Annotated in this window: 18 protein-coding genes and 1 tRNA gene; 18 read left to right on the forward strand and 1 reads right to left on the reverse strand. The window is 57.8% G+C overall.

Features of this window, described 5'->3' with window-relative positions; translation table 11 throughout:
* The 8 genes from AXF19_RS15300 to AXF19_RS07240 form a co-directional block, all read left to right on the forward strand.
* The coding region (locus AXF19_RS15300) for a sigma-70 family RNA polymerase sigma factor (protein ID WP_237141537.1) at positions 1-491 on the forward strand (491 nt) is incomplete at its 5' end.
* A gap of 44 nt (positions 492-535) precedes the next feature.
* Positions 536-2,134, forward strand: a complete 1,599-nt coding sequence (locus AXF19_RS07210; protein WP_066846940.1) for a DUF342 domain-containing protein — start codon at positions 536-538, stop codon at positions 2,132-2,134.
* 18 nt (positions 2,135-2,152) lie between these two features.
* Positions 2,153-2,488, forward strand: a complete 336-nt coding sequence (locus AXF19_RS07215) for a hypothetical protein (protein ID WP_066846943.1) — start codon at positions 2,153-2,155, stop codon at positions 2,486-2,488.
* A gap of 44 nt (positions 2,489-2,532) precedes the next feature.
* Complete coding sequence (locus AXF19_RS07220; protein WP_237141538.1) at positions 2,533-3,333, forward strand: hypothetical protein; 801 nt, start codon at positions 2,533-2,535, stop codon at positions 3,331-3,333.
* Positions 3,334-3,368: 35 nt separating this feature from the next.
* A tRNA-Pro gene (locus tag AXF19_RS07225) sits at positions 3,369-3,445 on the forward strand.
* Positions 3,446-3,509: 64 nt separating this feature from the next.
* Positions 3,510-4,142, forward strand: a complete 633-nt coding sequence (locus AXF19_RS07230) for an NfeD family protein (protein ID WP_066846952.1) — start codon at positions 3,510-3,512, stop codon at positions 4,140-4,142.
* 33 nt (positions 4,143-4,175) lie between these two features.
* On the forward strand, positions 4,176-5,174 hold the full coding sequence (floA, locus tag AXF19_RS07235) for a flotillin-like protein FloA (protein WP_066846955.1): 999 nt from the start codon (positions 4,176-4,178) through the stop codon (positions 5,172-5,174).
* Between the two features lie 10 nt (positions 5,175-5,184).
* Entirely contained in the window at positions 5,185-5,646 is a 462-nt protein-coding gene (locus AXF19_RS07240; RefSeq protein ID WP_066846958.1) for a hypothetical protein, read from the forward strand.
* A 48-nt stretch (positions 5,647-5,694) separates the two neighbouring features.
* Here AXF19_RS07240 and AXF19_RS07245 read toward each other — a convergent pair whose 3' ends face one another.
* Positions 5,695-6,768: a M48 family metallopeptidase gene (locus AXF19_RS07245; RefSeq protein WP_066846960.1), complete on the reverse strand. Its 1,074-nt coding sequence runs from the start codon at positions 6,766-6,768 to the stop codon at positions 5,695-5,697.
* A 188-nt stretch (positions 6,769-6,956) separates the two neighbouring features.
* Between AXF19_RS07245 and rny the strand changes: the two genes are divergently transcribed.
* From rny to fliF, 10 genes are all read left to right on the forward strand, one after another.
* Positions 6,957-8,513 carry a ribonuclease Y gene (gene rny / locus AXF19_RS07250; RefSeq protein WP_066846963.1) on the forward strand — a complete coding sequence of 519 codons (1,557 nt, stop codon included), beginning with the start codon at positions 6,957-6,959 and terminating at the stop codon, positions 8,511-8,513.
* A 117-nt stretch (positions 8,514-8,630) separates the two neighbouring features.
* On the forward strand, positions 8,631-10,406 hold the full coding sequence (locus tag AXF19_RS07255) for a sensor domain-containing diguanylate cyclase (RefSeq protein ID WP_066846968.1): 1,776 nt from the start codon (positions 8,631-8,633) through the stop codon (positions 10,404-10,406).
* A gap of 26 nt (positions 10,407-10,432) precedes the next feature.
* A complete protein-coding gene (locus tag AXF19_RS07260) occupies positions 10,433-10,990 on the forward strand; it encodes a hypothetical protein (protein WP_066846972.1) in 558 nt (185 codons plus the stop codon).
* A 20-nt stretch (positions 10,991-11,010) separates the two neighbouring features.
* Positions 11,011-11,793: a TIGR00282 family metallophosphoesterase gene (locus AXF19_RS07265; protein ID WP_066846974.1), complete on the forward strand. Its 783-nt coding sequence runs from the start codon at positions 11,011-11,013 to the stop codon at positions 11,791-11,793.
* Positions 11,794-11,807: 14 nt separating this feature from the next.
* Complete coding sequence (locus AXF19_RS07270) at positions 11,808-12,626, forward strand: PHP domain-containing protein (RefSeq protein WP_066846979.1); 819 nt, start codon at positions 11,808-11,810, stop codon at positions 12,624-12,626.
* 37 nt (positions 12,627-12,663) lie between these two features.
* Entirely contained in the window at positions 12,664-13,515 is an 852-nt protein-coding gene (locus tag AXF19_RS07275; protein WP_066846981.1) for an Asp23/Gls24 family envelope stress response protein, read from the forward strand.
* A 194-nt stretch (positions 13,516-13,709) separates the two neighbouring features.
* A complete protein-coding gene (gene flgB, locus AXF19_RS07280; protein WP_066846983.1) occupies positions 13,710-14,132 on the forward strand; it encodes a flagellar basal body rod protein FlgB in 423 nt (140 codons plus the stop codon).
* A 14-nt stretch (positions 14,133-14,146) separates the two neighbouring features.
* The gene (flgC, locus tag AXF19_RS07285; RefSeq protein ID WP_066846984.1) at positions 14,147-14,602 is read left to right on the forward strand and encodes a flagellar basal body rod protein FlgC; all 456 of its coding nucleotides are present in this window, start codon (positions 14,147-14,149) and stop codon (positions 14,600-14,602) included.
* 34 nt (positions 14,603-14,636) lie between these two features.
* Positions 14,637-14,939, forward strand: a complete 303-nt coding sequence (fliE, locus tag AXF19_RS07290; protein WP_066846986.1) for a flagellar hook-basal body complex protein FliE — start codon at positions 14,637-14,639, stop codon at positions 14,937-14,939.
* A gap of 237 nt (positions 14,940-15,176) precedes the next feature.
* On the forward strand, positions 15,177-15,854 hold a 678-nt coding region (fliF, locus tag AXF19_RS15310; protein WP_237141540.1), incomplete at its 3' end, for a flagellar basal-body MS-ring/collar protein FliF.

Below are 15,854 nucleotides of genomic sequence, written 5' to 3' on the forward strand. Positions count from 1 at the left end.
TGTGTATAAGAGACAGATGCTCGATCATCTGCGTGCAAAGGACTGGATTGCCGTCAGTGCGTCAGAATATTAAAAAATACGAGAAAGCGGTTGCACGCCTCGAAGGGGAACTGGGACGCACGGCGACAGATGAGGAGCTTGCCGCAGAACTCGAGCTGAGCATCGAGGGGCTTCACCACCTCGAGGGACAGGTCAGTGCGGCGACCATCATCCCGCTGGAGGAGTATCTGCGCACAGACGCGCCAGTCTCTCTGGATGATGGCCCTGTGGAACATGCGGAGTGGACGGAGATCAAGGAAACCCTTGCCGCTGCAATCGAAAAACTCCCTGAGAAGGAGCGTACCGTTGTGGCGCTCTACTACTACGATGAGATGACGCTCAAGGAAATTGCTGCAATCCTGCACCTCTCGGAGGCGCGGATCTCACAGCTTCACACGAAGGCAATCTTCCGCATGCGCGGTTCGCTTGCGCGGATGAATGACGATTTATAAGGGGAAATCCATAGAGGGAAATTAGATGGATCGGGAGTGGTATCATGGATCGAACCGTTGGGGGACTGCGTGAGGGATTTCAGCTGACGATCAAGGCTGATGGAACATATCTGACCGTCTATCCGGAGAGTGCGGACAGCAACCTCATTGACCTTCCGACACTCAAGCAGCGTCTTGAGAATGAGGGTGTTGCGGATTACGATGTGATCCAGTTGGCTCGTCTTGTGCGTGCTGCGGACGGCTTTGAGGAGCGCTTGGAACTGTCCGCAGAAGATGGGGACGAAAATACAGTTATTCCCTTCAATATTGAAATCTCACGTGATGGAATGACTGCGGCGGTGCGCTTCGATGACAAGAAGGGGAATCTGCCGCCTGATGTCTCCGATGTATTGGATGCGCTCGCTGCCAAGAAGGTTGTCTACGGCATTGACCGCGAGGCAATTGGGCGTGGCGTGGCGCGGCTGACCCCGTTTATCGCGGCACGCGGCACTGCACCAGAGGCCGGCACGGATGCACGCGTTGAGCGGAAATTCGACATGGGGGAGAAGGGGCGCCCTGCTGCACGTGCCTATGACCGCGTGGACTACAAGGATATGAACATCTTTATCCGCGCACAGATTGGTGATGTGCTTGCTGTTCACATTCCCGAAACACCGGGAATTCCAGGAAAAAATGTGCTTGGCGAGGAAATTCCGCCGAAGCCCGGCAAACCGGCAACTCTTCCGCAAGGAAAGAATACAAAGATTGTAAACAGTCATGAACTCGTTGCACTCATCGACGGCCAGATTGTGGACGACGGGAAGAAAATCAGCGTCGACCCGCACCTCGTGATTGATTCGAGCGTCGATGTCGGAACGGGCAATGTTGATTTTGCGGGCAGCATTGAGATCAAGGGGGATGTGGAGAGCGGGTTCATCGTCAAGGCGACCGGAGACATCGAGATCAAAGGCATGGTTGGCGGTGCGCAGGTCGAGGGGCGCAATGTCATTGTTCACGGCGGGATTCGCGGCATGAACATCGGCAGGATTCATGCGCTCGAGGATGTCAGCATCTCCTTCGTCGAGAATGCGAACATTGCCGCAGGAAGAGATATCTTCGTGAACGATGTCGTCCTGCATTCCGAGATGCGTGCGGGACATCACGTTCTCGTCGAGGGGCGGCGCGGCATCATTACGGGGGGGAAAGTCGGGGCGGGTGAGTCCATCCGCGCAAAGGTTTTTGGCAACGCCTTTTATGTGCAGACCAATCTGGATGTCGGCATCGATCCAAATCTGAAGCATCGTTATGACACGCTTTCCAAAGAGTGTCAGACGGCGATGAAGCAGCTGACGGAGCTTCGCCTCTCGCTCGCAACACTCAAGAAACAGCCTCTGATGAGTCTTCCGCCGCGCCGCAGGGAGCAGCTCGTCGAGATGACGCACGCACAGTTCCCTCTTGCCGGCAAGATCAAGAAGATGCAGGAGGAACTCGAGCAGATGGAGGAAGAACTCGAGCAGATGAAGAATGGCTCGATTTCTGCTTCGGACACGATCTATCCCGGGGTCAATGCCACGATCAGCGGTGTGAAGAAGGTGGTCGAGGAGGAACTGCGTCATGCACGGCTGCAGATGCTGAATGGGGAGATTGCTGTAGGAATCTTTTGAAGAGAGGCAGGTAACGCCATGAATGTCACGCCGATCAGTATGCAGATGATGTTCCCCCAGTCCAATGAGGCGGGGAATGTTCAGAGCAATATGCAGAATCAGGTCAACATCCAGCAGAGCTTTGAGTCCATCCGTCAGAAGCAGGACGCGGAGCTGGCGCGTCAGCAGGTGCGCGCCAAGGAAGAGGCGAGCGAGGATGCACGCGTGAAGGATGATCCGGAGCGTGAGCGTCGGCAGGGCGGCGGTCAGGGACAGCAGGGGCGGAGATCGCGCGGCGAGGATCACGGTGCAGAGCTGCTTGCGCGCCTCGCTGCCGATCCGAATCGCGGCGTGCATCTCGATATCAGTTTTTGATTTTTCATAGATGTAGATAAGGGAGGCGTCCGCTTATTATTTCCGTGACCGAAATTCTGGGTGCCCTCATCATTCTCGGCGCTGTTCTCCTGCTCATCGTACGCTATATCATTCAGCGGCGGCAGCGCAGCGATGAGGAGGATGAAGATCTCGCGGCCTCCATTGAGAAATTGAAGAAAGAACTGCAGCAGTCGGCAGACACGATCATCAAGCGACTCGGTTCTCACGTGACAAAGCTCGAGGGTCTCCTGCGCGAGGCGGATGATCGGCGCGTGCAGCTTGAGACGCGGGTTGCGGATGCACAGCGCCTCGAATGGGCGCTGCGTCAGCGCATTGAGGAGTTGGAGCGCCGTCTGCGCGATCTTGGGCAGCCTATGCCCGCAGTCACTGCTGCTGCGCCGCAGGTGAGCAGTACGGCCTCTGTGCCACAGACGCCGGAAGCGCGCCGTACGGATGGGGATGAATTCGCCGCAGTGCTGCATCAGTCGATCCTGCGTGAACAGGCGCGTGCGGCGGTAGAAAATGCACCTGTATACGCTGCGCCGCCCTCTCCTGTGCAGATGCAAATGCGGCAGGATATGCCACCGTCAGCGCCGCCGCATCGCATTTCCGTTCATGCTGCTCCGGCGCAGCCTGTTCCGCCTGTGCGCCAAGCCATACCTGCAGAGCCTGTGATGCCGTCTCAGCCGCGCGTAGAAGAGGAGCAGCCCGTCCGCGAGGACGAGTCCATCATCAAGGCGCGTGCGCTGCTGCGTGCCGGACGGACGATAGAGCAGGTTGCACGCGAGACCGGCGTCGAGATCGGCGCGCTGCGCCTCATGAAGCAAATGACGCAGAGGGATTGACAAAACGAAAAAACATCGGTATAATACCATTTGTTCGGGACGTAGCTCAGCTTGGTAGAGCGCTTCCTTGGGGTGGAAGAGGTCGTGAGTTCAAATCTCGTCGTTCCGACCATTTTCAGCATAGGAACCTCCACGCAGCTTGCGTGGAGGTTTTTTCGCGTAAGGAGGAGGGTTCTATGAATCTGATTGTGGACAACGGCGTTCTGCAAGTCCTGCTCGTTGCCGTCATGTTTCTCTCCATCATGGTGGAGATCAAGACGGGCGGGCTTGGCGTAGGCGTCCTGCTCGGCATTGTTGCTGCGGCGGTCTTCTGGGGCAGCCAATACACGCGGGGGCTTGTGGAACTCTATCACATTGCGGTCTTTCTCGCGGGCGTGCTCATGATCATTGTGGAGATCCTGCTGCCGACTGTGGGACTGCTCGCGGGGCTCGGCGTTGCGGCAATGCTCTACAGCATTGTGCTCGCACTCGGCGGGGATATCGGCGCGCTTGCAGCGCTCGGCATTGCCCTCGTGATCTCCGTTGTGCTCTTCCTGCTGATCGTCTCGCGTCTGCCGTCGAGCAAATTGTGGAACAAGATTGTGCTGCAAAAGAGCTCACGCACGGAGGAGGGCTATGTCAGCGCGGCGGAGCGATCCGAACTTGTAGGGAAGATGGGCGAGGTGCTCACGGAGCTGCGTCCCTCGGGGACGGCGCGCATCGACGGCCGCCCCGTGGATGTGATCTCGGAGGGCGCGTATATTCAAAAGGGGAAGCAGATTGTTGTCCTGTCCGTGAACGGCAGCCGCGTCGTTGTGCGCGAGGCATAGGCATAGCTTCACGGAAATTCTAAGGAGGTACATATGGGAACTCTGTTTGGAGGAGCATTCCTCGTTGTCATTGCTATTCTTGCCGTATCGATCTTTCTGCACTTTGTACCGCTCGGACTCTGGGTGTCTGCGATCTCGGCAAATGTCCCGGTCAGTATCGTGTCGCTGGTCGGCATGCGCCTGCGCCGTGTTCCACCGAGCCGCATTGTGCTCCCGCTCATCAAGGCGAATAAGGCGGGTCTGGATGTCGGCGTGAACCAGCTTGAGGCGCATTACCTCGCGGGCGGCAATGTGGACAAGGTGGTCGACGCGCTCATCGCGTCCCACCGTGCACAGATAGCCCTGCCGTTCGAGCGCGCGGCGGCGATTGACCTCGCGGGGCGTGACGTGCTCGATGCTGTGCAGATGAGCGTCAATCCGAAGGTCATCGAGACGCCGATTGTCTCCGCAGTCGCGGCAAACGGCATCGAGCTCAAGATCAAGGCGCGTGTCACGGTGCGCGCAAACATCGACCGCCTCGTTGGCGGCGCGGGTGAGCCGACGATCATTGCGCGCGTTGGCGAGGGCATTGTTACGACGGTCGGCTCCTCGCAGAGTCACAATGACGTGCTTGCAAATCCGGATGATATTTCGAAAACAGTGCTTGGCAAGGGACTCGATGCGGGTACGGCGTTCGAGATTCTCTCCATCGACATCGCGGACGTCGATGTCGGGCGCAACATTGGCGCGGAGCTTCAGACCGACCAAGCGGAGGCGGACAAGCGCATCGCACAGGCAAAGGCGGAGGAGCGCCGCGCGATGGCGGTTGCACGCGAGCAGGAGATGAAGGCGTACACGCAGGAGATGGAGGCAAAGGTTGTCGAGGCGCAGGCAGAGGTGCCGCATGCGATGGCACAGGCGCTGCGCGAGGGCAAGCTCGGCGTGATGGACTACTACCAGCTGAACAACATCCAGTCCGACACCGATATGCGCCAGGCGATCAGCTCTGCGGGCAAGAGTGATGAGAAGCATCCGACGCCGCCCGTAAAGTGAGGCGAAGCATATGGAATACCTCATTGTCATTGCCGTAGGCATAGCACTTGCCGTCTTTGACGACCGCGTGCGTGGCAGAAAAAAAGTGCCGCCGCCGACGGTGCCGCAGGATATTCCGCGCCCGAAGAAGCGTACACGGCAGACGGGCAGCTTTGAGATCCCGCCGATGCGCGGCATCCCGGCAGACATTCAGGTAACTGTAGATCCGGAGGTGCTGCGCGCGCAGGAACTGCGTGCGCGGTGGGAGGAGCAGCAGCGGGAGGCGCAGCGTGCAAAACGTGCACGTGAGCGCGAGGAGCGCCTTGCTGCAGAGCAGATGGCAGCGTCTGCTACTGTGACGCATACGAGCGGACATGCACATGCGCATGCGGCGCTCCTGCCGCAGTTGACGCCCGACACAATGAAGCAGGCGATCGTGCTTGCCGAGGTGCTCGGAAAGCCGCGTGCGCTACGCAGATTTCCAAGACGGTAAAAAATAGGAGCCCCTGCAGTCAAATGCAAGGGCTCCTATTTTCTGTAGTTATTTGATTTGATTCAGTAGCGCTGCGATCTCAGCGGCGCTCGTGTCGTCGTCTGTGCAGCTCATGATGGGCTGTGCGCCGAGCATGACCGTGCGTCCGTCCGCATACGCCGCAGAGCTGGCGTGTCCGCTCCGATAGGCGGCTGCAAGATTGCCCATGACGAAGTAGGCACGCTCGGCAGAGCTCATGCCGCCGGCAGGGGCTGGCATCAAGAGTTTCTTCTTGTTCACATAGACGACACCGTCGTCGACTGTTACCTTGCCGCCGCTCATCTCTGTGAGCTTCTTTGCGTAGTTGTCGCGGCGGGAAGCGTTCGACGGGTGATCGGCAGCACCCGACATGATGTCAAATGCGCTCGCGGAATTGTTGCCCGAGAGATCAATGACACGCTGCCATACCGCAGCCGTTGCACCGGGATTGTATGGCGAGCGGGAGATGTACTCAAATGCGAGATTGTCCGCTTCCCACTCCATCGGCTTCGTGAGTCCCTGCCCACTCCAGATATTCGCGGCGATTGCACCGAGCACAGAGCCCGTTGCGCTCGCGAGGACGGCGGGACCCAGAGAGCGCTTCATGCCTTTGGCAGGGTGATCCTTCTGTCCGTGTCCCATCTCATGCGCGAGCACGACGGCGATCTCGTCCTCGTTTGCGAGGTAGCTGTAGAGGCCGACGTTGACGCTCATGTTGTGGCCGAGGGTGCAGAATGCATTGAAGCTGTCCTGCTGATTGATGAAGTAATTGTACGGGCGATCATAGACCGTGGCATCCGTGGAACCGATTGCTGCCGTGAGATTTTCAAAGATGCGGTCGAGCTGACTGTTGAGGTCGTAGCGGTAGTAAACGCCGTATGTTTCCTGCAGCTCCTGAAAGAGCGCCTCACGTCCCTCCTCGGTTGTATTGTAGTACTTGATCTGCTTGCTCATCTCGTCTGCGGCAACGGCACCGCCGACAATCGCACCGATGATCCTGCCCGTATTTGCCTCCGCTGTGGCAGGCGGCATCGCAAGCCCCGCCGTCATCGCTGCAGAGAGTGCGAGCGCAATCCCCTTGCACATCCATTTCTTTCTGTTCATTTTCCCACTCCTTCCGTGAAGCTATGAACATATTATAAGCGACAAAGGCGTCTTCTTCCATGCAAAAGAAGTTATAAAGCGTCCGCGAAGATAAAATAAATCAAATTGGACGAGGCGTACAGAATTCTTGACACTATAGAGAAAAAACATTAAAATAGATAGGAGTATTTTATAGACATTTTTCTATCATGGAAAAGGAGGTGGCCGTTATTATTACTGAATTACTAACGGTAATTATTGCTATCGCTGTCGGCGCCGCTATGGGCTATATCGCACGCAGGCGCACGGCGGAGGCTCAGATAGGATCAGCCGAGGACGAAGCAAAGCGCATTGTCGAAGAGGCCGGCAAGAAGGCGGAGACAAAGCAGAAGGAAGCGCTGCTCGAGGCGAAGGAGGAGATTCAGCGTCAGCGTCAGGAGTTCGAGCGCGATTCAAAGGAGCGCCGCAGCGAGATTCAGCGTCTCGAGCGACGCACAATCCAGAAGGAGGAGAATCTCGACCGCAAGCTCGAATCCATCGAGAAGAAGGAGGAGGGGCTCGCGCGCAAGGAGGCGCGCATCGACAAGACGCAGGCGGAGATCACCGCACTCTACGAGAGTCAGAAGCAGGAGCTCGAGCGCGTCTCAGGACTCTCGGCGGAGGAGGCACGCACGATTCTCATGGCGGAGGCGGAGGAAGAGCTGAAGCATGAGAAGGCGCGCAAGATCAAGGAGTACATCCAGCAGACAAAGGATGAGGCAGACAAGGCGGCACGCGAGATTCTGAGTGTTGCAATCCAGCGCTGCGCCGCCGATCACGTGGCGGAGACGACGGTCTCGGTTGTGGCGCTGCCGAACGATGAGATGAAGGGGCGCATCATTGGGCGTGAGGGGCGCAATATCCGCACGCTTGAGACCCTGACGGGGATCGATCTCATCATCGACGATACGCCGGAGGCGGTCATTCTCTCAGGATTTGACCCCGTGCGGCGTGAGGTTGCACGCATTGCACTAGAGAAGCTGATTCAGGACGGGCGCATCCATCCCGCACGCATCGAGGAGATGATCGAGAAGGCGCGGCGCGAGGTCGACCAGCGCATCAAGGAGGCAGGGGAGCAGGCGACCTTCGAGACGGGTGTCCACGGAATCCATCCCGAGCTCGTGCGTCTCTTGGGACGTATGCGCTATCGGACAAGCTACGGTCAGAACGTGCTCGCGCACTCCATTGAGGTTGCGCATCTCGCGGGTCTCATGGCGGCAGAGCTCGACTGTGATGTCATGCTCGCCAAGCGCGGCGGCCTCCTGCACGATATCGGCAAGGCGGTCAGCCACGAGGTCGAAGGCCCTCATGTGACGGTCGGCGCTGATCTCGCGCGCAAGTACCGTGAGTCCAAGGAAGTCATCAACATCATCGCCTGTCATCACGGCGATGAGGAGGCAACGACGATTGAGGCGGTGCTCGTCGCCGCTGCAGATGCGGTTTCGGCAGCGCGTCCGGGCGCGCGCCGTGAGAGTCTCGAGTCCTACATCAAGCGGCTTAAGGCGCTCGAGGAGATCGCCGAGTCCTTCGACGGCGTGGAGCGCTGCTTTGCAATTCAAGCGGGGCGTGAGATCCGCGTCATGGTGAAGCCGGACAAGGTGGATGATGCGGGCGCTGCCGTGCTCGTCCACGATATTGTAAAGAAGATCGAGGGCGATCTCGAGTACCCGGGACAGATCAAGGCGACGGTCATCCGCGAGACGCGCGTCGTGGACTACGCAAAGTAGTCCGAAATCTACAGCGGATTCTATTATAGGGGGCGTCAGCCCCCTATTTCCGGACAATACGGAGAACGCGCCATGCCGGGGGGCTGGGGGCTGTCCGTATCTTGGTAAGGAGAACATATGCAGCAGTTGACGTACATCGTTTCCGGTACCGCAGATGCTCAGAGGAAGGCGGAACTGGCAAAGGAAAAACTGGATCTGATCCCGCACATCGAGTCCCTGCTCATTACGATCGCAACGCCGTGCGAGATGCCTGTCGAAAAGGCGATCTGTATGCGCGACGCCGTTCGGAAGCTGTTCCCGGATGCGCGGATCGTAGCGCATACGTGCGCACTCAAGATGGCGGATCTGCGTCTGGATACCGAGGGGGTCATGCTGACCTTTACGGCGTTCGAGGCGTCCCGTGTGGACTTCACACTGGTGGATGGGAATACGGCAGATGCACAGACGGTGGGGCGGTTCGTCGATTTCGTCGCGGCGCGCCCGCAGACGAAGGTGATTGAGTTCTTCGTGGTCGGTCTGATGGATCAGATTGACAATCTCTTTGAGGGGATCTCTGCGATCAATCCGCGTATCGAGGTGTTCGGTGCATTCGTCGATGCGGAGCCGATGAATGCGCGCGGCTATATTGTCGCGGACGATGCGGTGACGGAGCTGGGGATGCTCGCCGTCGTGTTCCACGGCGAGACGCTTGATGTGCACGTGGTGCGTAACTTCGGCTGGAATTCGCTCGGGCGCGAGATTGTGGCAACCCGCGTGGAGGGGTGCACGATCAAGGAACTGGACGGCGACATACCGATCAAGGTCTACGAGCGCTATTTCGGCATTAGGGGCGACGCCAATTTCAGCGTGGACTCCGCGCTCTTCCCGCTCTGCTTTGAGGAGGAGGACGGATCGATCTCGGCACGCGTCCCGATCAAGATTGAGGAGGGAACGGGGGCGCTGGCGTTCGGCATCCCCATGCAGGAGGGGACGAAGTTCCGCCTCGCCTATGGCGATCCCTATGGCATCCTCTCGAAGGCGGCAGAGAATGCGCGCGCGATGACGGCGTTCTCGCCACAGGTCATCATCGGCTCGGCGTGCGTCGGACACTATCTCCTCTTGGGCGACGATGTGGTGACAGAGATGACGGCCTGCACGGGGGTTCCCTCCTCGACGGTGTTCATCTTCGGCGAGGCGCGTCGCGTGGGGGAGCGCATCTCCACGGCGCATCTGAATGTCCTGCTCGTCGGGATGAAGGAGGATCCGGGCTATGTCAAAAACATTCAGCTCCAGACGAAGCGCGTTGCGCATCTCTCCTACAATCGCAAGATGCTCGCGTTCATGTCGCATTTCATCCGCGTCTCCGAGGAGGAGCTGTATACGGCGAATCAGCGCCTCACCCAGCTCGCGAGCCGCGATGCGCTGACGAATCTCCTGAACCGCCGTGAGATGGAGCGCATCCTAAAGGAGGCGGTGGCGTACTCGCAGGAGCATAAGACGCCGCTCTCCGTCATTCTCATGGACATTGACCACTTCAAGGGGGTCAACGACGCCTATGGGCACGATATGGGCGATCGGGTGATCCTGACGGTTGCGGACGCGATCTCGCGTACAATCCGCGAGTCGGACTCCGGCTGCCGCTGGGGCGGGGATGAGTTCTTCATCATCCTCGCGGGCGCGCCGCTCGCCATTGCGGGCAGGGTCGGGGAGCGTATCCGCCGCAAGGTGGAGAGCGCCGAAATGCCGTTCGACCGGAACGTTACGATCAGTGTCGGCGCCGCTACGTTCGATCCGGAGCGGGACAATGAGCTCCAGCTCTTCAAGAATGCGGATGAGGCACTCTATCAGGCAAAGAAGGCGGGACGGAACGCGGTCTATGCGCTCGGTCTTGGCCGTGTGAATAGTGTGGAATAAGGGGTGGCAGCAAGGGGGGTGATGCCATGTTTAATTTTCTGCGCAGATATTTTTCCGCGCGCAGCGGCGGACGCATGAGAAGCGAGCAGGCACGCCCCGGCGTGCAGCTCCTCGCCTCAGTCCTAGTCTGTTTTCCCGAGATTGAGTCGGTTTCCTACGATCCACGGCAGGAAGTGCTGACGATGGACTTTGTCGTCCGTGCGCAGCTTGTGCCTGCTGAGATCGAGGCGTTTGCCGCGCTGATTGCCGAGAGCATTGAGACCTATCATGTGATCGAGGGTGGCGAGGCGAGTGCGGTGGATTTCACATACGAGCAGCACGATGCGCTGACGATTCTGCACCTTACGCGACCCATGGAGGAACTCTCGGAGCGGGAGCTCAGTCTCACGGTGCAGCTCCTGACGGAGCGGTTCGGCGAGGCACTCCATGTCGATCCGCATGGAGCGGAGACGCTGGATGCAGAGTTCCGCATGCTTCAGCATGAGACGCTGGAGCGCATGCTTGTAGCAGTGCGTGAGATTCCGCTGCGCGAGCGTCTCGTCGGCATCCGCGAGCGCGATCAGGTCATTGTCTACAATCGGTGACGAAATGAGGAGGCTATGCCGTGCGCATTATGTTGGTCGGTGACGTTGTCGGGCGTGCAGGGCGGCGTGCCTTTCGTACGATCACGCCGCAGCTCCGATCGGAGAAGAGCGTCGATGTCGTCATTGTCAACGGTGAGAATTCCGCCGGTGGGAAGGGGTTTACGCGAAAGGCGCTTGATGAGCTCTATGCGGGCGGCGCCGATGTCGTGACAGCGGGGAACCACGTCTGGGACAAGAAGGATGTCTTTGCCTTTGTGGATGACGAGCCATTCCTTGTGCGTCCTGCGAACTACCCGGACGGTACGCCCGGGAAGGGATACTGTATCTTCCCATTCAAAGCGGCAAACATTGCCGTGATGAATCTATCAGGCCGTTCTTTTATGCCCGCGCTCGACTGCCCGTTTCAGAAGGCGGATGAAATTCTCGCGGAGATCGGCGGGCAGGCGGATGTCGTCGTGCTCGATTTCCATGCCGAGACCACCTCGGAGAAGCTGGCGATGGGGCACTATCTGGATGGGCGTGCGGACATTGTGGTTGGTACGCATACGCATGTGCAGACGGCAGATGAGCAGATTCTGCCCGGTGGCACGGCGTATATTACAGATCTCGGCATGGTCGGTGCACATGACTCCATCTTGGGCGTACGCAAGGAGATTGTGATTCAGAAATTCCGAACGGGGATGCCCGTGCGTTTCGATATGGCGGAGGGGGCGGCGGAGTATGCAGCCGTCATTGTGGACATCGAGCCGAACGGACGGCGTGCGCGGCAGATTGAGCGCATCCTGCTCCGTGAAGAGGGCTGAGTGAGGAGAATTCTATGCCAAGCGATTTGCATATCCATTCGACCTTTTCCGATGGAAAGGATACACCGGAGGAGATTGTGGAGGCGGCAAAGGCAGCGGGGCTGCACTATATTTCCATTACGGATCATGACAGTGTCGAGGGCATTACGGCGCTCTACGAGAGCGGACACTACGCCTCGGGCAGTCTGCGCATCATCCCCGGGATTGGCTTCAGTACAGGCGACGGGCAGCACGAGATCCATATTTTAGGCTATAATATTGATATATACGATAGCGGGCTTCAGGAAAAGCTCGAGGAGATCAGCGAGTCGCGCTGGACACGCTTCACGGAGCTTGTGGAGCGGTTGCGGAACCTTGGCTATGAGATCGGAGAGACCGAGGTACTGACGGACGAGGGGATGTGCAAGGCGATTGGGCGCTCCCATGTGGCACGCGTGCTCGTCAAAAAGGGCTATTTCGACTCTATTCGCGCCTGCTTCGACCAGCTCCTCAGGCGCGGTCAGCCTGCCTATGTGCCGCATTTTCGCCTTGCTCCGGAGGAGCTCATCGCAATCATTAAGGGCGCCGGTGGAATCCCCGTGCTTGGAAACCCGAAGGAGCTTGCGGACGATGCCTGCATGGAGCGCCTGATCGCACAGGGGATCGAGGGCATTGAGGTGTTCTATCCGACCTATGATCGTCAGGATACGCAGCACTATATGGAGATGGCGCAGAAGCATGGGCTGCTCATATCCGGTGGATCGGATTACCGCGGCTTTGCGGGGCGCAGGCCGGATGCGATCGGTCAGTTTACGATAGAGGACATCTATGCGGAGAATTTTTATCGGCCGTAATATAAGGAAACACTGACTGGAAAAGAGGAGAAACACGATGGACGTTATCGCCCTTGTCGGCCCAAGCGGTACCGGCAAAAGCCACCGCGCCCTGTGGGTCGCCCAAAAGAATGGTGCGGATGCCATTATTGACGACGGCATCCTGATTAAAGACGGAAAGGTGATTGGCGGCAGTTCGGCGAAGAAGGAGAAGAATCGGATCATGGCAGTACGCCGTGCCATCTTCGTGCTGCCGGGGCATGCTTCGGATGTGCGCCGCGCGATTGCAGAATCCGCGCCGCGCCGGATTCTCCTCCTCGGCACATCCGAGAATATGGTGCAGAAGATCGCAAAGGCACTCCGGATCGGCCCCGTGAGCAAGATCATCCGCATTGAGGACATTGCCTCGAAGAAGGATATGGAGCTGGCGCAGTACCATCGCCTCAGGCGCGGCGAGCACATCATTCCCGTGCCGACGATCGAACTCAAGCCGCATTTCTCAGGCTATCTCATCGATCCGATCAAGAGTTTCTTCAAGACCTCCTCGTCGAAACGCCGCCGCCTCGGTGAGCGCTCCATTGTGCGTCCCGTGTTCAGCTACTACGGCAAGCTTGTCATCGACGACTCCGTCATCAAGGGCATTGTGCACATTGTTGCAGAGGCACTGGATGCGGTACATCGCGTCGGCTCGACCCATGTGAAGCATCTGGTCAGCGGCGATGACGATCTCGGTATCACGGTTTCGCTCGAAGTTGTCTTTTCCTATGGGCATGCGATTGCCGATACGATGGTGCTTCTGCGCCGGCGTCTGCAGACGGAGATCGAGCGTATGACGGGCATGGTTGTGCACGAGATCGACATTCTCGTAAAAAGTCTGCACGTCGACAAGACGGCTCTTGCACACGCATAGCCCCCTGCATTTTGCGGAGCGCAGAAAAACCTTTCTTCATTTTTTGGGGAAAAAGTGCTAGAATGAAAAGGATTTTTTTTAGGAATGTAGAACTAATTATATATCTGTTTTGTGTGCAGTTTTTTCTGTGCACAAAGGGGGACTCCGATGGATTCGGTGCTTCCTAAAACATGGGGAAAGGAATGTGACGTTTCATGCTTGAGCAGCTGGTGAACACCTCGACGCTTGACATTGGCAGCCGTGCGATGGCGGCGGCTTCACTGCGCCACGAGGTGCTCAGCAATAATATTGCCAATGTGAATACACCGAACTTCAAGCGGAGTCATGTCCGCTTTGAGGATTTGCTGAAACAGGAATTGGGGCTGGACAGCGATCCGCTGATGAAGGTTGTGCGCACGCATGACCGACATCTTCCCGTTGCTTTTCGCGGAAAGGCACGTGCCGTGATCGAGCAGGACGAGAACACGAATATGCGTCTGGATCGGAACAATGTCGATATTGATATTGAAATGGCAGAAGTTGCAAAGAATCAGCTGTATTACAGTGCGCTTGCGACAGCGCTCGGGGGACACATCAGCAAGCTGAAGAGTGTCATTTCGAGCGGTCAGGGCGGCTGATAGGGGGGCAGGATATGGGAATGTTTCTGGGAATTGATGCGGCGGCTTCCGGACTTACGGCAGAGCGGCTGCGCATGGACGTGATCTCCAATAATATTGCAAATGCAAATACGACGCGTGCACAGGGCGGCGGCGCCTATCATCGCCGCTATGTCGTCTTCCAGCCGCGTGAGAAGGGTGCGGGTATCGGCTTTGAGTCCTTCCTCGCACGCGCTTCAAACCGTATGCGCCCCGGGGACGGCGTGCGTGCGGTCTCGATCGAGACGGATCGAACGCAGGGAACGCTTGTCTATGAGCCGGGACATCCGGATGCAAATGCAGAAGGATATGTCGAGCGCCCGAATGTCAATATTGTCGCTGAGATGGTGGATATGATCTCGGCTTCACGTGGCTACGAGGCAAATGCGACGACAATCAATGCAGCAAAATCCATGGTGAGCGCAGCGTTGCGTATTGGCAGCGGCAGCTAATTTGTGCGTTCGTTTTTAAGGGAGATCAATGTATATGGAAGTACAAGCACTACAAATGACCCCCGTAGCGATGCATGCAACCAGTCATCTGGGCGAGACCATCGAAAAAGAGCCGCAAAAGAGCTTCGGTACCTATTTGCAGGATGCTCTTTCCGAGGTCAATCAGCTCCAGCTCGCATCGGACAAGCAGAATGCGCTGCTTGCAGCAGGCGAAGTCCAGGATGTCTCTCAGGTCATCGTGGCAGGGCAGAAGGCGGAGATTGCACTGCAGCTGACGCTGCAGCTGCGCAACCGCGCCGTTGCTGCCTATCAGGAAATCATGCGGATGCAGGTATAAGGGCTGCCTGCCGTTTTCGTGCGCCCTATAGGAAGCACTGATAAATTCAGCACCGCCATTTTAGCACATCTTTTTTGCCCGTACTTTGTCGGCAAATCCTCCACAGAGCACCACTCTGCGTCCGGCTTGTCTCCTAGTCCGGACGAAAAAATCTGTGCCAATCTGACGGACTCCATTTTATCAGTGATTCCTATATACGGCGGTGCATAACCGTGATGACTTGAAGGGAAAGAGATTATGGGAGAGTGGAAAGAGCGCGGTCTTGCCATGTGGGAACGCTTTGACAAGCGCCAGCGCTATATCATGCTCGGGTCAGCACTCGCGATTCTCGTCCTCATCTTTGGTATGAGCTTCTGGTACGGCAGCAAGCCGGATATGGTGCCGCTGTTTACCGATATGGAGACCAAGGACGCGGGTGAGGTTGCAAATCAGCTGCGCGAATCGAAAATCACCTACGAGGTGCAGGAGAATAAGTCGGGCACGACGATTCTCGTGCCGACGACGAATGTTCACGAGGCACGTCTTAACCTTGCGACACAGGGGCTGCCGCGCGGGAGCAAGGGGTTCGAGATCTTCGATGACAGCAAGCTCGGCGTCACCGAGTTCCAGAACCGCGTCAACTACCTGCAGGCGCTGCAGGGCGAGCTGACGCGCACGATCGAGCAGCTCGAGGCGGTCGAGAAGGCGCGCGTGCACATTGTGCTGCCCGAGGACAGCCTCTATAAGAAAGAGGAGAAGCCTGCGACGGCTTCCATCATGCTGCGCCTGAAGCCGCATGCGGAGCTGACGAAGAAGGAGATCAAGGGCATTGTCAACCTCGCGGCGCACAGTGTCAAGGGGCTGACCCCCGAGAATATCACGATTGTCGACGATACGGGCAAGATCCTCAACGACCCAGACGATCAGGATGAGAAC

Origin of the sequence: Selenomonas sp. oral taxon 126 (assembly GCF_001683335.1) — a bacterium.
Classification (GTDB): domain Bacteria; phylum Bacillota; class Negativicutes; order Selenomonadales; family Selenomonadaceae; genus Centipeda.